13 protein-coding genes are annotated in these 16,783 nt (G+C 57.6%); 6 read left to right on the top strand and 7 right to left on the bottom strand.

The window, feature by feature from the left end; all coding sequences use genetic code 11:
* Positions 1–11: 11 nt before the first annotated feature.
* Positions 12–989, bottom strand: coding sequence for a ribose ABC transporter permease (locus BW43_RS12665; RefSeq protein WP_032887379.1), 978 nt, complete (start codon positions 987–989; stop codon positions 12–14).
* Positions 982–2,514: a sugar ABC transporter ATP-binding protein gene (locus BW43_RS12660; protein ID WP_032887381.1), complete on the bottom strand. Its 1,533-nt coding sequence runs from the start codon at positions 2,512–2,514 to the stop codon at positions 982–984. The genes BW43_RS12665 and BW43_RS12660 overlap by 8 nt, the downstream gene beginning before the upstream one ends.
* 248 nt (positions 2,515–2,762) lie before the next feature.
* On the opposite strand from BW43_RS12660, the gene BW43_RS12655 reads away from it, so the two are divergent.
* From BW43_RS12655 to BW43_RS12640, 4 genes are all read left to right on the top strand, one after another.
* Positions 2,763–3,371: a hypothetical protein gene (locus BW43_RS12655; RefSeq protein ID WP_256226449.1), complete on the top strand. Its 609-nt coding sequence runs from the start codon at positions 2,763–2,765 to the stop codon at positions 3,369–3,371.
* Positions 3,372–3,620: 249 nt separating this feature from the next.
* The gene (locus BW43_RS12650) at positions 3,621–4,979 is read left to right on the top strand and encodes a HAMP domain-containing sensor histidine kinase (protein WP_032887384.1); all 1,359 of its coding nucleotides are present in this window, start codon (positions 3,621–3,623) and stop codon (positions 4,977–4,979) included.
* Positions 4,964–5,347 (top strand): response regulator, encoded by a 384-nt coding sequence (locus BW43_RS12645; RefSeq protein ID WP_032887385.1) that lies wholly within the window; start codon positions 4,964–4,966, stop codon positions 5,345–5,347. Before BW43_RS12650 ends, BW43_RS12645 begins: the two co-directional genes overlap by 16 nt.
* A 9-nt stretch (positions 5,348–5,356) precedes the next feature.
* Positions 5,357–6,604, top strand: a complete 1,248-nt coding sequence (locus tag BW43_RS12640; protein WP_032887387.1) for an EAL domain-containing response regulator — start codon at positions 5,357–5,359, stop codon at positions 6,602–6,604.
* 5 nt (positions 6,605–6,609) lie between these two features.
* Here the strand turns inward: BW43_RS12640 and BW43_RS29290 are convergent, their stop codons facing one another.
* From BW43_RS29290 to BW43_RS12630, 3 genes are all read right to left on the bottom strand, one after another.
* Positions 6,610–6,744, bottom strand: coding sequence for a hypothetical protein (locus BW43_RS29290; protein ID WP_256226451.1), 135 nt, complete (start codon positions 6,742–6,744; stop codon positions 6,610–6,612).
* Positions 6,745–6,755: 11 nt separating this feature from the next.
* The gene (locus BW43_RS12635; protein ID WP_032887388.1) at positions 6,756–6,968 is read right to left on the bottom strand and encodes a hypothetical protein; all 213 of its coding nucleotides are present in this window, start codon (positions 6,966–6,968) and stop codon (positions 6,756–6,758) included.
* A 68-nt stretch (positions 6,969–7,036) separates the two neighbouring features.
* Entirely contained in the window at positions 7,037–7,582 is a 546-nt protein-coding gene (locus BW43_RS12630) for a hypothetical protein (protein ID WP_032887390.1), read from the bottom strand.
* A 432-nt stretch (positions 7,583–8,014) separates the two neighbouring features.
* Here BW43_RS12630 and BW43_RS12625 point away from each other — a divergent pair, with 432 nt between their 5' ends.
* Together BW43_RS12625 and BW43_RS12620 are read left to right on the top strand one after the other, a co-directional pair.
* Entirely contained in the window at positions 8,015–9,424 is a 1,410-nt protein-coding gene (locus tag BW43_RS12625) for a circularly permuted type 2 ATP-grasp protein (protein ID WP_032887392.1), read from the top strand.
* A 3-nt stretch (positions 9,425–9,427) separates the two neighbouring features.
* On the top strand, positions 9,428–10,378 hold the full coding sequence (locus BW43_RS12620) for an alpha-E domain-containing protein (RefSeq protein WP_032887395.1): 951 nt from the start codon (positions 9,428–9,430) through the stop codon (positions 10,376–10,378).
* A gap of 221 nt (positions 10,379–10,599) precedes the next feature.
* Here BW43_RS12620 and BW43_RS12615 read toward each other — a convergent pair whose 3' ends face one another.
* Positions 10,600–13,557: a hypothetical protein gene (locus BW43_RS12615; protein WP_155989968.1), complete on the bottom strand. Its 2,958-nt coding sequence runs from the start codon at positions 13,555–13,557 to the stop codon at positions 10,600–10,602.
* A gap of 387 nt (positions 13,558–13,944) precedes the next feature.
* Positions 13,945–16,783: hypothetical protein (locus BW43_RS28970; protein WP_177326441.1), on the bottom strand; the 2,839-nt coding region annotated here is incomplete at its 5' end.

A 16,783-nucleotide genomic window follows, 5' to 3' on the forward strand; every position in this document is an offset into this window, starting at 1 on the left:
TATGAGTGAAATCAGGTCCGCGCACCGGACTGGCGATAACGATCCAGCGCCACGGCGCCAATGATCACGATGCCCTTGATGATGTACTGCCAGATATCCGACACGCCCAGCAGCACCAGGCCATTGGTGAGCACCGCGATAATCAGCGCACCGATCAGCGTGCCTCCAATGGTGCCCACGCCGCCGGTAAAACTGGTGCCGCCGAGGATCACCGCCGCAATCGCATCCAGCTCATAGGATTGCCCGAGTTGCAGGCCATTGGCGGCAAACAGGCGCGAGGCGCTCATCACCGCGCCAAGCCCGGCCAACGCACCGGACATGGCGTAGACAAACAGCAGCACTTTCCACACCTTGATCCCGGACAGCCGCGCGGCTTCTGGGTTGCCGCCCACCGAGTAGATCTGCACGCCCATCACGGTGCGGCGCAGGATGAACCACGACAACGCCACCACTGCCACGGCGATCACCACTAGCCACGGCACACCAAGAATCGAATCGTTACCGATAAACGCAAAGGGCAGGTCGGGGTTGAACACGGTTTTGTCATCCGCCAGCAACCGTGCGAGGCCGCGCATCGCGGTGAGTGCACCGAGTGTGACGATAAACGGCGGCAGGCGCATAAAGGCGATCAGCCCGCCGTTGACCAGGCCCAGCAACAGGCCAAAGCCAATCCCGGCGGCAATCCCGAACATACCGAACTGCGGCGACATTGACGCCTGCAATGCCACCACGGCGGACGCGGCTAGAATCGCCCCCACCGACAGGTCGATGCCCGCCGTGAGGATCACGAAGGTCATGCCCGCCGCGAGCACCACGTTGACCGAGGCCTGCTGGGTGATGATCGACAGGTTTTGCACCGTCAGGAAGTTCTCGCTGGCCAGGGCGAAGCCCACCAGCAGCAAGATCAGCACCGGCAACATGCCGACCGTGCGCATCAGTTCGCGCACGCGCTCTGCCTTGCCTGTTGTTGCAATCATCGAATCAGCCATGGGCAACCACCTGATCGCCACCGGTGGCGAGGTCAATAATACGTTCCTGGGAAATAGCGTGGCCGGAAGCCCCGCCGACTTCGGCCACCAACTGGCCTTCGCGCATGATCAGCACCCGGTCGCAGGTGCCGATGATTTCCGGCAGTTCGCTGGAAATCACCACAATGCCCACGCCGGCCTGGGCCAGTTGATTGATGATGCGGTAAATCTCGGACTTGGAGCCGATGTCTACGCCCCGCGTCGGTTCGTCGAGAATGAGCACATGGGGCTTGACCTCCAACAGCCGTGCCAGCAACACCTTTTGCTGGTTGCCGCCGGACAACGCGCCGACATTGACCTTGCCCGAAGCGACGCGAATCGACAGGGACTTGATAGCGTCATTCGAGCGCTGCGCCGCATGACCGCGATCCAGCAAGCCGCCGGCATGGGCGTCCGGCACGCAGGCGCAGACGTTGATGTTGTCGGCCACGCTCATATCCAGGAAAAGGCCCTGGGCCTTGCGGTCTTCGGTGAGGTACACCACGCCGGCGCGAATCGCATCCGCCGGGGTGCGCAGTTGGGTGACGGTCTTGCCCACCACTTCCAGGGTGCCGCTGGTACGGGGGTCGGCAGCGAAGATCAGCCGCGCCAGCTCGGTGCGCCCTGCCCCCACCAGTCCGGCGATGCCCAGCACTTCACCGGCGTGTAAATCGAAACTGCAGTTGCGCACGCGTTTGCCATCGGCCATGTCGCGCACGCGCATCACCACGTTGCCGGGGTTGTAGGCGGCGTGTTCTTTCTTATAGAAACCGGACAGGTCACGGCCCACCATCATCTTCACCAGCACCTCGGCCGACAGCGCATCGCGGGTGAGTTCGCCGATGTACTGGCCATCGCGCAACACCGAGACGCGGTCCGACAATTCATAGATTTCGGCCATACGGTGGCTGATATAGATGATCGCCAACCCTTGGCTGCGCAGTTGCTTGATCAGCGCGAACAGCCGGTCGGTCTCGCGGGACGAGAGTGGCGTAGTGGGTTCGTCCATCACCAGGATTTTGGCGTGGGCGTTCAAGGCGCGGGCGATTTCCACCAGTTGGCGCTCGGCAATCGACAGGCTGCTGACCTGAGTTGCCGGCGTGAACTCAGCTCCCAGGCGTTGCAGCACTTCGACGCAGCCGGCCTGCATGCCCTTGCGGTCGATGGTCCAGCCTCGGCGCAGTTCACGGCCCAGGTAGATGTTCTCGGCCACGCTCAGGTTCGGGCACAGGCTCAGCTCTTGATAGATCACGGCGATGCCGAGGGCTTTGGCAGTGGCGGGGGTGTAAGTGGCGATGGTTTGGCCGCTGATGCGAATTTTGCCGCCGGGGGCGGCCTGGTAGGCGCCGGGGAGGATTTTCATCAGCGTCGATTTGCCGGCGCCGTTCTCCCCCATCAAGGCGTGGATTTCGCCGGGGTAGACCTTCAGGCCGACACTTTTGAGCACGCGCAAACCGCTGAAGGTTTTACTGATGCCCTGCATCTCAAGCAAGGGTTCAAGGCTCATGGCTGAGCTCCTGGTTTTATTATTTTTGTGGTTAAGCGAGGCCGACTCTAATCCAGATACATTTTCGTACGCAAGCGCTTGCTTAGGCATTTTTGTCATTGAAGAAACGTTTCACCAAGCTGTTTGGTGAAATTTTGCGGGCAGCAGGATGGATTTGGTTACAACCCTATGCCCGTAGGGTAAGGGGCAAAGACAGATGACCTGACTAGAATGCGCGCCCCTCATTCACGCGGAAAAAATCGAAGACCATGCCCCTTTCCAGCGCCGTCGTTTATATCTGGTTTCCCGTATTTGCTAAGCAAGAGACAAACGTCGGCCACGCCGCCCTGTACATCGGCGACCCACATATCGGAAAAAATATAGAGCGCAATTACTACGCGTATGCAAATAGAGAGGCACGGCATGCCGACAGGGGGGCGATCGAGCATATCAATACCAACTACGTGAGTTGGTGGCCGGAAAGTGACGCGCAGTGGTTAGGCAAGCAGCCGCAAGGACGCAACCTGTTCCTGGAGTCGGACATAAGCGCCGAAGGCAGCCCTCCCCATCTGGTCTATACAGTCTCCGGGCTGGACGTGGCGAACATGCGGGCGGAATGGTTCAAAATCAGGAACAAAACCAACGCCCATTACGATCTGTTCCGCAAAAACTGCTCCACCATCGTTTTGCGAATACTCACGGCGGGCGGAGCCCTGAAAAACTTACCCACTGCCAAGCACCTGTGGTTTTCCAACAACCTTTACGTCACGCCGAAAAACATCGCGCAGATTTGCAACGAACTGCGCAATCTCAACATGGCCGTTAAGGCCAGAAGCAGCAATTGCCCACAAAGAGAATTCATGTTCGGTCTGCGCTGAGGTAAACCAGCGCTGGCGCAGGTCGTTTATCCATGAGTGAAACGATTCATTAACGACAAGCCTCGAAGGCACTCATATGAGTGCCTTCCAATCCGAAGAGATAGACCAAGACATCAAATCGCCATAATGTCTGCTATTGTCCAAGGACCTCATCTCCTCCTCGTCGCTTCATCGCGATCTTCTGTGAGCATGCTCTGCGCCCTCGCCCACTGACGATGGCGGGCCTTACGTTCACGGAACCCCACCACGATGGATAAAAGCTCAACCGACCACCCCAGCGAACCGCAGTCACGCGCTGAAAAAATCGTCGAATTCAAACGCCAGAAAACCCTACTCAAGACCGGCGCCCTGCAAGACGCCATCTTCAATAGCGCTTATTTCTCCAGCATCGCTACCGATGAAAAAGGCGTGATCCAGATCTTCAATGTCGGCGCCGAACGCATGCTCGGTTATGCCGCTGTCGATGTGGTCAACCGCATCACCCCCGCTGACATTTCCGACCCTGCCGAGCTGATCACCCGCGCGGCGGCCCTCAGCGAGGAACTGGATACGCCGATCACCCCCGGGTTCGAAGCGCTGGTGTTCAAGGCCTCGCGCGGCATCGAGGACATCTACGAGCTGACCTATATCCGCAAGGACGGCAGTCGGCTATCGGCGATGGTCTCAGTGACGGCGTTGCGCAATCGCAATGACACGATCATCGGCTACCTGCTGATCGGTACCGACAACACTGCGCGCAAACAGGAAGAAGCCGAGCGCAAAGGCTTTGAGCGCGCCCTGGAAGAAAAGAACCTGGAGCTGGAACACGCCAACCACATGAAGTCCGAGTTCCTCGCGACTATGTCCCACGAATTGCGTACGCCGCTGAACGCGGTGATCGGCTTTTCCGAGGCGCTGAAGGACGGGCTGGTGGGCGACATGACTGATGTCCAGCGCGAGTACATCGGCGATATTTTCACCAGCGGGCAGCACTTGCTCTCGCTGATCAACGACATCCTTGACCTGTCCAAGGTCGAGGCCGGGATGATGGACCTGGAACTGGAGCCGGTGGAGCTGGCCGGTTTATTGGCCAACAGCCTGTTGATCGTGCGCGAAAAAGCCGCCCTGCAGCGTATCCAACTCAAACTCGACAGCCAGGACGACCTGGGCACGCTGATCCTGGACCTGCGCAAGACCAAGCAAATCGTCTACAACCTGCTGGCCAATGCGGTGAAGTTCAGCGCCCACGGCAGCGACGTGACCCTGGCGGTGCGTGAGGTCAGCCGCGATGAGGTGGGGCTGGTCGCCGGCGATTGGCCGGTGCATGGCTTTGCCCTGCAACCCAGCGCGCACCGCCGCTTTCTTGAGTTGAGCGTCAGCGACAGCGGTATCGGGATTGCCCCGGATGACATGGGCAAGTTGTTCAAGGCGTTCAGCCAGATCGACAGCAGCCTGGCACGCAAATTCGAAGGCACCGGCCTGGGCCTGGCGATGGTCAAGCAGCTCACCGATCTGCAGGGCGGCAGCGTTGCCGTGGCCAGCCGCGAAGGCCTGGGCGCACGCTTTGTGGTGTGGCTGCCGCTGCATCGCGCCGCCGCTACTGTGGAGGCCACATGGCCAACATCCTGATTGTCGAAGACAACGAAGCCAACATGCGTCTTGCGCGCTTACTGCTGGTCAACGCCGGCCACATTGTGCTGTGGGCCGCCGACGCCGAGAGCGGCCTGACCATGGCCCGCGAACACCAGCCGGCTCTGATTTTGATGGACATTCAATTGCCAGGCATGGATGGCCTGGCAGCCACTCGCCTGCTCAAGCAAGACCCTCACACGGCTCACATCCCGGTGATCGCCCTCACCGCCATGGCGATGAAGGAAGACCGGGAAAAAGCCCGCCTCGCCGGATGCGACGCCTACGTGAGCAAACCCCTGCGCTACAAGGAGCTGTACCAGGAGATCGACACCCTGCTGAACCCAACCCTCACACCTCCTGAATGAGTCCTCTCCATGGCCAGCTCACCCGCAACGCTGTTGATCGTTGACGACGAACCCCAGGTTCGCAAGCTATTGGAAACCCTGCTGCAACACGAGGGCTACCTGACCCTGAGCGCCTGCAGCGGTGAAGAAGCGTTGCAGTTGGTGGCGCAGCAACCACCGGATCTGATCCTGTTGGACATCATGATGCCGGGCATGGACGGCTATGAAGTGGCCACCCAGCTCAAGGGCAACCCGGCCACGGCGAACATCCCGATCATCATGCTTTCGGCCTTGAGCGACATCAGCGCTCGGGTCAGCGGTCTGGAAACAGGCGCCGAAGAGTTCCTCAGTAAGCCAGTGGAGCACTTGGAACTCTGGCTGCGGGTGCGCAACCTGCTGCGGCTCAAGGCCCATGGTGACCAGTTCAAACAACGCAGCGAGCAGTTGGAGCAACGGTTGCACCAGCACACCGTGCATACCACCCAGGGCAATGTGCATGATCTGGTCCGCGTAGACATGGAGAAGGCCCTGCGTGAGGCCATTGAGCGGGGCGAATTCGCCCTGCACTACCAGCCCAAGGTCGAGTTGGCCAACGGCAATATCTGCGCACTGGAAGCCTTGCTTCGCTGGGACCGGCCCGATTATGGCGCGGTGTCCCCGGCGGTCTTCGTGCCGATCCTGGAAAGCCTGGGCCTGATCGTACCGGTGGGGCGTTGGGTGATCGAGCAGGTGTGCCAGCAGATTGCCGAGTGGCAACGCAGTGACATCGGCGCGGTAGAAGTGTCGGTCAACGTGTCCGGCCATCAGTTAATCGAGGGCGACCTGATTGCCGATATCGCCCATAGCCTGGAGAGCACCGGGGTTGAAGCGCACTGGCTGGAAGTGGAACTGACCGAAGGATCGCTGATGGAAAACACCCAGCACACCATCGCCAGCCTGCAACGCTTGCGCGCCATGGGCGTGAAGATCTCCATTGATGACTTCGGCACCGGCTATTCAAGCCTGGCGTACCTGCGCAGGTTTCCCATCGATACGCTGAAAATCGACATCGCGTTCATCCGCGAGGTCACTACCAACCCGCAGGATGCGGCGATCACCCGCACCATCATTGAACTGGCGCACAGTCTGAAATTGCGCGTAGTGGCCGAGGGCGTGGAAACCCAGGCGCAACTGGCGTTTTTGAAGGAGGCCGGCTGTGATCAGATTCAAGGGTATCTGTTCAGCCGGCCGTTGCCGGTGGTAACGCTGGAGCGGCTATTGCTGGAGCGCCTTAAGTAACGGGCTCATTCCTGATCTTCGGTGTTGCCCAGATCGGCTGCTTCATCCAGATCATTAAGCGGGACTTCGGCATCATCCATCAGTGACCCGGGATCTTCATTGCCTGGGTCGTTAAGTTCTTCGTCGAGTTCTTTAGACATGACCTTCTCCTCTAACCGCCTTGGGTGTCGATATCTGCATCCGTTTCAGGCTTGGGCTCGCGCTCGGGCTTGAAATCAGGGCTGTAGTCGTTGTCCTTCGCCTTGGGATCGCTCTTGGCCTTGGGGTCCTTTGGGGCGTCAGCGCTGGTGCCGGGGGCCGGTTCGCCGCGGTCAATCGCCGGATCGTTACGGTTACTGACTTGTGGATCGTTGGATGTGCTCATGGGTCACCTCTCACTGGGATCTGTAAGGTTAAGGCGCCACGCTGCGCGTTGAAGTTCCGTCCAATTGCCTAGCGGATCGGATTGTCGACCTGGATATAAAACGCATAGATGCCCAGCAGCAACCAGAACACCATGAACAGCCACGGAGCGCGCATGGAGAACAGCAGCGACTTGCGGTAGCCCTTATGGGAAGACTCCATCTCGGAAAACAGCGGTGATTCGTCATAGGCCATGCCCATTATCGGTTCGCTGCGCAGCAACTCACTCTGCTTGAAGTGCCAGTGATCGATGATGTCATACGCAGCGCGGATGCCCGGCCAGGCGTTCAAGGAACTGAGAATCCCGAGCGCAGCGAGGAAAACCGGCACCACCAGGGTAAACAACTTGCCCCACTCGGGGTTGAGGTTGCCCATGCCGGAGACAAAGGCAATCACCAGAAACGACTGCGCGGTGAGATAGGCGTCGGTACGGTTGGCCAGGATTGAGGTTTCGTACTGAATTTCTCGACGGTAAAAGTCCAGGCGGTCCTTGGGCGAGCCGAAAATCTTGGCGGTGTGCTCGCTGTGATCGTCCAGGCTCGATTCGGGTGTGTCGGGTGAAATGATTCTGGGCACGGGCGTGCTCCACAAGGATTCGAGTTTCGTTAGAAGAACCGGGCGCGAATGAAGTTCAAGTTTGTTCATGCACCACACCAGGGCGCGCATTGCCTCTTTATGGTGAATGGGTTGCGCCAGGAAGGGCTCGCTGCTGGGAGGGGATGACTCGGCCAGCAGGCTTTATGGCGTTTGGGCGCGCTGTGGCGAGCAGGTTTGCCCGCTCGCCACAGCAAACCCAGTCACCTCAAGGGCATTCCGGCACACGCATTGCTTAACCCATTCATCTGCCCGGATACAGGAGCAATCGTTACCGCCCGACCCAGAGCCGACCCCATAAGAAAGTAAGGACCAGGCCTGCTGGCACTCTGCGCCACAGGCTCATAAAAACATGCGTTTTTTGAAGCGGCAGTGCCACCCCCACGCAACCCTGGGCACTGACAAGGTACTGGAATGGCTCTATCTTTCTTTGACGAAATGAATGACGCAAATGGCGTATGCCGTGCGCACTATCAGGATTTCTCCCGCTGGCTGGCCAACACGCCGCCGGAACTGCTGGCCCAGCGTCGCCGCGAAGCCGACCTGCTGTTTCACCGCGCCGGGATCACCTTTACCCTCTATGGTGACGAGCAGGACACCGAGCGCCTGATTCCCTTCGACATCATCCCCCGCAGCATCCCCGCCAGTGAGTGGAGCGTGATCGAACGCGGCTGTATCCAGCGGGTCAATGCGCTGAACATGTTCCTCGCTGATATCTACCACGACCAACGCATCATCAAGGCCGGGATCATTCCCGCCGACCAGGTGCTGGGCAACGAGGGTTATCAGAAGGCCATGGTTGGGCTGGACCTGCACCGCGATATTTACTCGCATATTTCCGGCGTCGACCTGGTGCGCGACGGCGACGGCACTTACTACGTGCTCGAAGACAACCTGCGTACCCCCAGCGGCGTGAGCTACATGCTCGAAGACCGCAAGATGATGATGCGCCTGTTCCCCGAGGTGTTCGCCAAGCAGCGAATCGCACCGGTGGACCACTACCCCAACCTGTTGCTCAAAACCCTCAAAAGCTCAAGCCGCCTGGACAACCCCAATGTGGTGGTGCTGACCCCCGGCCGCTTCAACAGCGCATTCTTCGAACATGCCTTCCTCGCCCGGGAAATGGGCGTGGAACTGGTGGAAGGCGCCGACCTGTTCGTGCACGACCTCAAGGTCTTCATGCGCACCACCGACGGCCCGAAAGCCGTGGACGTGATCTACCGGCGCATTGACGACGCCTTCCTCGATCCACAGGCCTTCAATCCGGACTCGATGCTCGGCGTGCCCGGCCTGGTGGCCGCCTATTGCGCCGGCAACGTGGTGCTGGCCAACGCCATCGGCACCGGCGTGGCGGACGATAAGTCGATCTACCCGTACGTGCCGGAAATGATCCGTTTCTACCTGGACGAGGAACCGATCCTGCAGAACGTACCGACCTTCCAGTGCCGCAAACCCGATGAGTTGTCCCACGTGCTGGCCCACCTGCCGGAACTGGTGGTCAAGGAAACCCAAGGCTCCGGCGGCTACGGCATGCTGGTCGGCCCCGCCTCTACCGCCGCCGAGATCGAGGATTTCCGTCAACGCATCAAAGCGCGGCCTCACGCCTACATCGCCCAACCGACCCTGAGCCTGTCCACCTGCCCGACCTTTGTCGAAAACGGCATTGCGCCCCGGCATATCGATCTGCGGCCGTTCGTGCTCTCGGGTAAGGAAACCCGCCTGGTGCCCGGTGGCCTCACGCGGGTGGCACTGCGTGAAGGCTCGTTGATCGTCAACTCGTCGCAAGGCGGCGGAACCAAGGACACCTGGGTGGTGGAGGGCTGAATCATGTTGAGTAGAACCGCCGCAGATCTGTACTGGATGTCCCGCTACCTGGAGCGCGCCGAGAACCTGGCGCGCATGCTGGAAGTGAGTTATTCGCTGTCGTTGATGCCCCAGGCCGGACGCAGCGATGGCCTAGACGAACTGGCCATGTCGCTGCTCAGCAGCGGCACGCTGGAGAGTTATCTGGAGCGCCATAAGCAACTGGACGCCGAGCGCATGCTGCACTTCTTCGCCCTCGACGAAGAAAACCCCGCCAGTATCTACAACTGCCTGCGCGCCGCACGGGGCAACGCCCACGCCGTGCGCGGACGCATCACCGCCGACATGTGGGAAAACCTCAACGCCACCTGGCTGGAAATGCGCAGCATCGCCGCCGGCGGCCTGGCGCGGCACGGCATCAGCCACTTCTGTGACTGGGTCAAGCAGCGTTCCCACCTGTTCCGCGGCGCGACCTCCGGCACCATCATGCGCAACGACGCCTATCGGTTCATCCGACTCGGCACCTTCATCGAACGTGCGGACAACACCCTGCGCCTGCTGGATGCGCGCTACGAAATGTTCGGCGAAGAGTCCGAAGAAGTCAGCGACCTCTCGGCACGCGGCTATTACCAGTGGAGCGCCCTGCTCCGCGCGTTGTCGTCATTCGAGGCGTACACCGAGCTGTACCCGAATGCGCTGAATGCTCGGTCGGTGTCGGAGTTACTGCTGTTGCGCAGTGATGTACCGCGTTCACTGCATGCGTGTATCGAGGAGTTGAGTCATATCCTCGCAGACTTGCCCGGTAGTTATGGGCGTACGGCGCAACGCCTGGCCGCAGAGTTTGAAGCGCGGCTGAGGTATACGGGGATTGATGAGATTCTGGAGGATGGGCTGCATAGTCGGTTGACGGAGTTTATTGAGACGGTGAGGGAGTTGGCGGGGGCGGTTCATAGTTCTTATTTGGAGGTGGTGTGAAACGCCCGATTATTTTGTATTTACAGACTTGCCCACGAAGGCGGTATGCCGGACCGAAAAAAACTGGATAGATCCTTTGTACGCCCCGTTTTCCCTTGCGAGAATTTATACGTTAAAAACATTGCTTAACAACACAGAACTTAAAATAGGATCGTGAATATATTTCAGGGCGGGGCGTATTTTTTACACCCACCCTTTTTTTCACGATCTACCCTTCAAAATTAAAATATCTCAATATCATCAATATAGTACGTCGTACCAAATAAATCCGCATACACCTCAATAACAATGCGAGCCGAACCTGAGCCTGAGGATAATGATTGAAAGCTCAATGTAAAAGTAGACCAGGTGGTAAGAATAGAACCGGAGCTGGATCGCCGCGCTCCATTTTCATGGTAAACACTGAGCACAACGGTTTTTGAAAAAGCTACGTCGCTTTTTAGTTTTACTCTAAGAGAGTAGTTCCGTCCTGGAACAAAAGAATTGACTGGATAAGATTTCTCCAACCAGGCTGAACGACCAGGCCTGCACGCGAGGGTTTTAGAATAACCCCCGCCATAGCCCTCTCCAAAACCATGACTTCCTAATGTGCTCCCCAAGGCTACCCATCCATTGTCAAGACGATCGTCGAAGTGGGTGTGTTCAGGAATCATAGACGCTTTTCTTATGGTGTACTCCACCTGCGGAAAGATAATGGCGTCAGCCTCCGCTATGCCAGGACCTAAAGCGGCTTTGAAGTGCAGCGTCAATTTGGTGTTGTGTCCTAACTCTTTCAAGTACGACGCATAGGTTATTCCACTTTGCCACCACCCCTGGCTGAACCAGGTAGCATTGACATATGAAGCACCACCATTCCAGTGTTTGCGGTTGTGCGCTTCCCCTCCATTCTTGAAACCTCTGAACTCAATCCAAACAGGAGAATTAGTCGCAATGAACGGCCAGTTGCCGACCCGGAGTGTCCTATTAGCCGTACCGCTCGATAGATCCAATTCCTTGGTAGTTTGGTTCGCCTCAATCATTTGGATCACGGTTTTTGCCAACTCGGCTTGTGGGATCGGCGTCACCGTGACCGTCAACACCTGCGAGGAGTGCACCGCGCCCTCGCGCGTTACGTCGTATTTAAGCGTGAGCGTCCTGTTGGCATTGCCAATATTCGCGGCTATTGCAGTCTTGGGAATACTGAATGACACGCTCCCTGTCGCCGCATTGCCGGGTTTGGCCGCAATATCCGGTGAACCCGCGCCCGCAGTTCCGACCATGATGACCTTGATACTGTCGCCATCGAGCATGCCGTTGTAGCTCACCACCAACTCGCCACCGTCCTGGGCATTCAGCGGGGCCAGCGTGGCAGTTACAGGCCCGGTTATGCTCGCTTGGCGTAAATCCGGTACAAACAATTCTCCAATCCCACGACCGATCAGCAGGTCGGTGACTTGGGAGTAGCGCTTGGATTGCCCGCTGCGCTCCAGGGTGTAGAACGTCGAGACCCACTCATTCAGGTTGGGCTCGATGTACCCATACAACACCTGGAAGTCCACCACCTGCCCGTTCACTCCCACTTGCATGCGTAGCGGTGGCGCAGACACCAGGCTGTACCAATAGAGCGTCACCCAATCGCCTGCCTTGGTCTCTGCAAACGGCGCCTTGACGTCAGCGCCATCGACAACATCATCTGGATTCAGTTGGCCACCCTGGGCCTTTGTCACCTGGGGCGCGGGCATATCGCGCGTGAGCTCTCCCACTTGATATACCTCGCGCTGGGATTCCCTTGGCCATTCGTTTCCTCGGCTGACGCTGTAGAAAATTTCGATCAACCTCCCGTCAAATCGGTTGAGCTCGGCGCCAGCCACGTCAAAAGTCATCTGTCCATCAGGTGGAATCTGCCCCACTAACCGACCTGCGATGTAGTCGACAGTGCCGTCGGCATCGCCAGCCAGGATTGTCACTTGCAGCCTGTCGGTACTGCCCCAGCTGAGCTGGGCCGGAAAGCGGATGGTCACCACCGGCAAACTCGGGTCCAAATAACCTTTTACGGCCTGATCCACGGTAGGCGCCGGCCACCTGATTACCTCGCCGATGATCGTGAGGTAACGGTTGTGCGAGCGTTTGTCGGGTAAGCCAGCACCTATCAACACGTAATACACGACAGCACTGCCCTTGGCGGTGGCACGGACCACGTCGTTATCAATGGTGAAATAATAAGCCTTGGCGCCTGACAGAAGCCGGTCTTCAAAATGGGAGACAGGCTCTCCCTGGTCATTTTTGGCGTCCCAATACAGGAAGATATGGGTATAGACCCTGGCATCAGCGGCCCTGACTGTCAGACCTATTTCTACGTCGCGGCCGCTCAGTGCTTCGAGATCGATTTCTCGTTCTGTCTCAGGGAAATGAACCCAGGGTGCATCCAGGCGGTCGTTTTCCAGGTACACCGGAACAAGACTTGTTGCTGACCACAGCGCCCAGGGGTCCGGGGTATTACCGGTCGGCCCACGGACCTGAAACGCAACAGGCAGCAGCTCGCTGTCCCCCGCATCGTTGATGGCGTCATGATCTATGAGGCAGGTGATATCCCGCCCCACTTCGTCAGGCTGGATCAGGCGCTCGATCACTACCGAACCCCAGACCAGGATCAGTACGTCATAAGGCGCCATGTTCAGCCAATGTCTAACGATTACCTCAACGCCCTGTTTGGCTCGCTCTGCGCTGACGCCGCCGAGTCTTACGTCTTCCGGCAATTCATACACCAGGTTCTGATTACCCTCCTCCGGGTTCAGGTCCTCCCCGCCTGGGTGCTGCAGATTGACCCGTAAACGCAAAGGGCTGGTTTGCGAATGCTGGCCATTCCCGCGGACAACCTGAACGTACACCGGGTCGGCCCAGGACTCTTGAATGGCATCGTGGGGCACGATGAAGGGAATGCGGGTCAGATGTTCGTCGCCCTCGCGAATCATGTTGTAGGCCGCCGGACTACCAAGGCCCCAAAACAATTCGAAAGAGGTGCCCTCGGGCGTATTGGCGGGTCGGTCAAGGTGTACAACCAGAGGGCGCATCTTATGGGAGACGCCTATGCCTCCGTCGGCCTTCTCCACGTCCCCATGAATCGGCGGTTGCATCAGCGGGATATCAATCGCAGGCAGGTCTGAACGCGTTTTGGGCCGGCGATAAAGATGCTTGCTCACGATGATCTCCTCCAGTTTCGTCATGCGCCTTACAGGACCTACCAATCAGGTCGCTGTAAACGTAATCGAACTTCTAAGTTCCACGCCAAGAAAATAAAGCCTATTGCTTCCGGCGACCCGCTGCATGATGAGTCCGGCCGATAGAGTGCCGGAAGTAACAGGTCCAATTTTCAAAAACTCCACATGGAGCCTGCGACGAACAGGATTCCCCCCCGTGGGATGCCTCTCAACTAACATCGGGACTTAAACCACCACCATTAAAGTAGTCTGCAGATACATTATCTACGGTATGTCGAACAAATCGCATACCAATTCCTCTTGCGATACATTTAGAAGATAGGATGGTTTTATACCCACGACCAAATACAGCGCATCACAAATCCCAGACTACACGTTAATGATTTTTATTGAGGCAATTTGAACAAGGTTAGTACTAAAAGACAATATAATTTCATAATTGAAATTTCCATGTATTACAGGCAGTTCGTATACAGTCCAACTACTTCTCTTCTGAAGATAAAAATGCTCAACGTTGCCCCCAACTACAAGCAAGCTTATACCATTATTTTCAATTGGACACCGATATTTAATCGTCACCCTAACCCCGCCAGCCTTCAAATGGTTAACCATCTTGGTGATCGCAAAGGCAGGACCATAAGACGTTAAGTAGTACTCGCCATTTTCGAGAAGAACTCTTAAATTGGTACCAGTCCGCCAGTTAGTCCAACGATCCACACTATAGCCATCGAACTCATCGGTATCTTCCCGCTTTGCCTTAACCGTATAAACCGTCCTCGGAAAACTCACCGCATCTGCTTCATCCGCATCCGGATCATATGCCACCTTAAAATCAACCCATATTTGATTTCCATTCGGGCAACTTTTGAGCCAGCTTAACAATACAAAGTGATCGATACCTGAACCAGATGGGTGTGCATATCCCAGCCATACATTATAGGGGTTGGGATTTGCCCCCCCACAGTGGAAAGTCAGCCAAACCTTCTTGCCAGCGACCTGCAATGGCCAAGGTGTAATCGTGAGAGAAGCATTTGCTGTCATCGCGGCGATATCCAGCGTCCCGTTATGGGCGACACCATTGATCAAAGGTCTGGGCAAGTTAGCGTCGGGTATCGGCGTCACCGTCACCGTCAACACCTGCGACGGGTGAATAACCCCCGCGCGCGTCACGTCGTATTTAAGCGTGAACGTCCTGTTGGCATTGCCAATATTCGCGGCAATCGCAGTATTGGGAATACTGAATGACACACTCCCTGTCGCCGAATTGCCGGGTTTGGCCGCGATATCCGGTGAACCCGCGCCCGCAGTTCCGACCATGATGACCTTGATACTGTCGCCATCGAGCATGCCGTTGTAGCTCACCACCAACTCGCCACCGTCCTGGGCATTCAGCGGGGCCAGCGTGGCAGTTGCAGGCCCGGTGATGCTCGCCTCACGTAAATCCGGTACAAACAACTCACCCACCCCACGACCGATCAGCAGGTCGGTGACTTGGGAGTAGCGCTTGGATTGCCCGCTTCGCTCCAAGGTGTAAAACGTCGAGACCCACTCATTCAGGTTGGGCTCGATGTACCCATACAACACCTGGAAGTCCACCACCTGCCCGTCCACTCCCACTTGCATGCGTAGCGGTGGCGCAGACACCAGGCTGTACCAATAGAGCGTTACCCAGTCGCCTGCTTTGGTCTCTGCAAACGGCGCCTTGACGTCAGCGCCATCGACAACATCGTCTGGATTCAGTTGGCCACCCTGGGCCTTTGTCACCTGGGGCGCGGGCATATCGCGCGTGAGCTCTCCCACTTGATATACCTCGCGCTGGGATTCCCTTGGCCATTCGTTTCCTCGGCTGACGCTGTAGAAAATTTCGATCAACCTCCCGTCAAATCGGTTGAGCTCGGCGCCAGCCACGTCAAAAGTCATCTGTCCATCAGGTGGAATCTGCCCCACTAACCGACCTGCGATGTAGTCGACAGTGCCGTCGGCATCGCCAGCCAGGATTGTCACTTGCAGCCTGTCGGTACTGCCCCAGCTGAGCTGGGCCGGAAAGCGGATGGTCACCACCGGCAAACTCGGGTCCAAATAACCTTTCACGGCCTGATCCACGGTAGGCGCCGGCCACCTGATTACCTCGCCGATGATCGTGAGGTAACGGTTGTGCGAGCGTTTGTCGGGTAAGCCAGCACCTATCAACACGTAATACACGACAGCACTGCCCTTGGCGGTGGCACGGACCACGTCGTTATCAATGGTGAAATAATAAGCCTTGGCGCCTGACAGAAGCCGGTCTTCAAAATGGGAGACAGGCTCTCCCTGGTCATTTTTGGCGTCCCAATACAGGAAGATATGGGTATAGAACCTGGCATCAGCGGCCCTGACTGTCAGACCTATTTCTACGTCGCGGCCGCTCAGTGCTTCGAGATCGATTTCTCGTTCAGTCTCAGGGAACTGAACCCAGGGTGCATCCAGTCGGTCGTTTTCCAGGTACACCGGAACCAGACTTGTTGCTGACCACAGCGCCCAGGGGTCCGGGGTATTACCGGTCGGCCCACGGACCTGAAACGCAACAGGCAGCAGCTCGCTGTCCCCCGCATCGTTGATGGCGTCATGATCTATGAGGCAGGTGATATCCCGCCCCACTTCGTCAGGCTGGATCAGGCGCTCGATCACTACCGAACCCCAGACCAGGATCAGTACGTCATAAGGCGCCATGTTCAGCCAATGTCTAACGATTACCTCAACGCCCTGTTTGGCTCGCTCTGCGCTGACGCCGCCGAGTCTTACGTCTTCCGGCAATTCATACACCAGGTTCTGATTACCCTCCTCCGGGTTCAGGTCCTCCCCGCCTGGGTGCTGCAGATTGACCCGTAAACGCAAAGGGCTGGTTTGCGAATGCTGGCCATTCCCGCGGACAACCTGAACGTACACCGGGTCGGCCCAGGACTCTTGAATGGCGTCGTGGGGCACGATGAAGGGAATGCGGGTCAGATGTTCGTCGCCCTCGCGAATCATGTTGTAGGCCGCCGGACTACCAAGGCCCCAAAACAATTCGAAAGAGGTGCCCTCGGGCGTATTGGCGGGTCGGTCAAGGTGTACAACCAGAGGGCGCATCTTATGGGAGACGCCTATGCCTCCGTCGGCCTTCTCCACGTCCCCATGAATCGGCGGTTGCATCAGCGGGATATCAATCGCAGGCAGGTCTGAACGCGTT

The organism is Pseudomonas sp. RIT357, assembly GCF_000632245.1.
Classification (GTDB): Bacteria; Pseudomonadota; Gammaproteobacteria; order Pseudomonadales; family Pseudomonadaceae; genus Aquipseudomonas; species Aquipseudomonas sivasensis.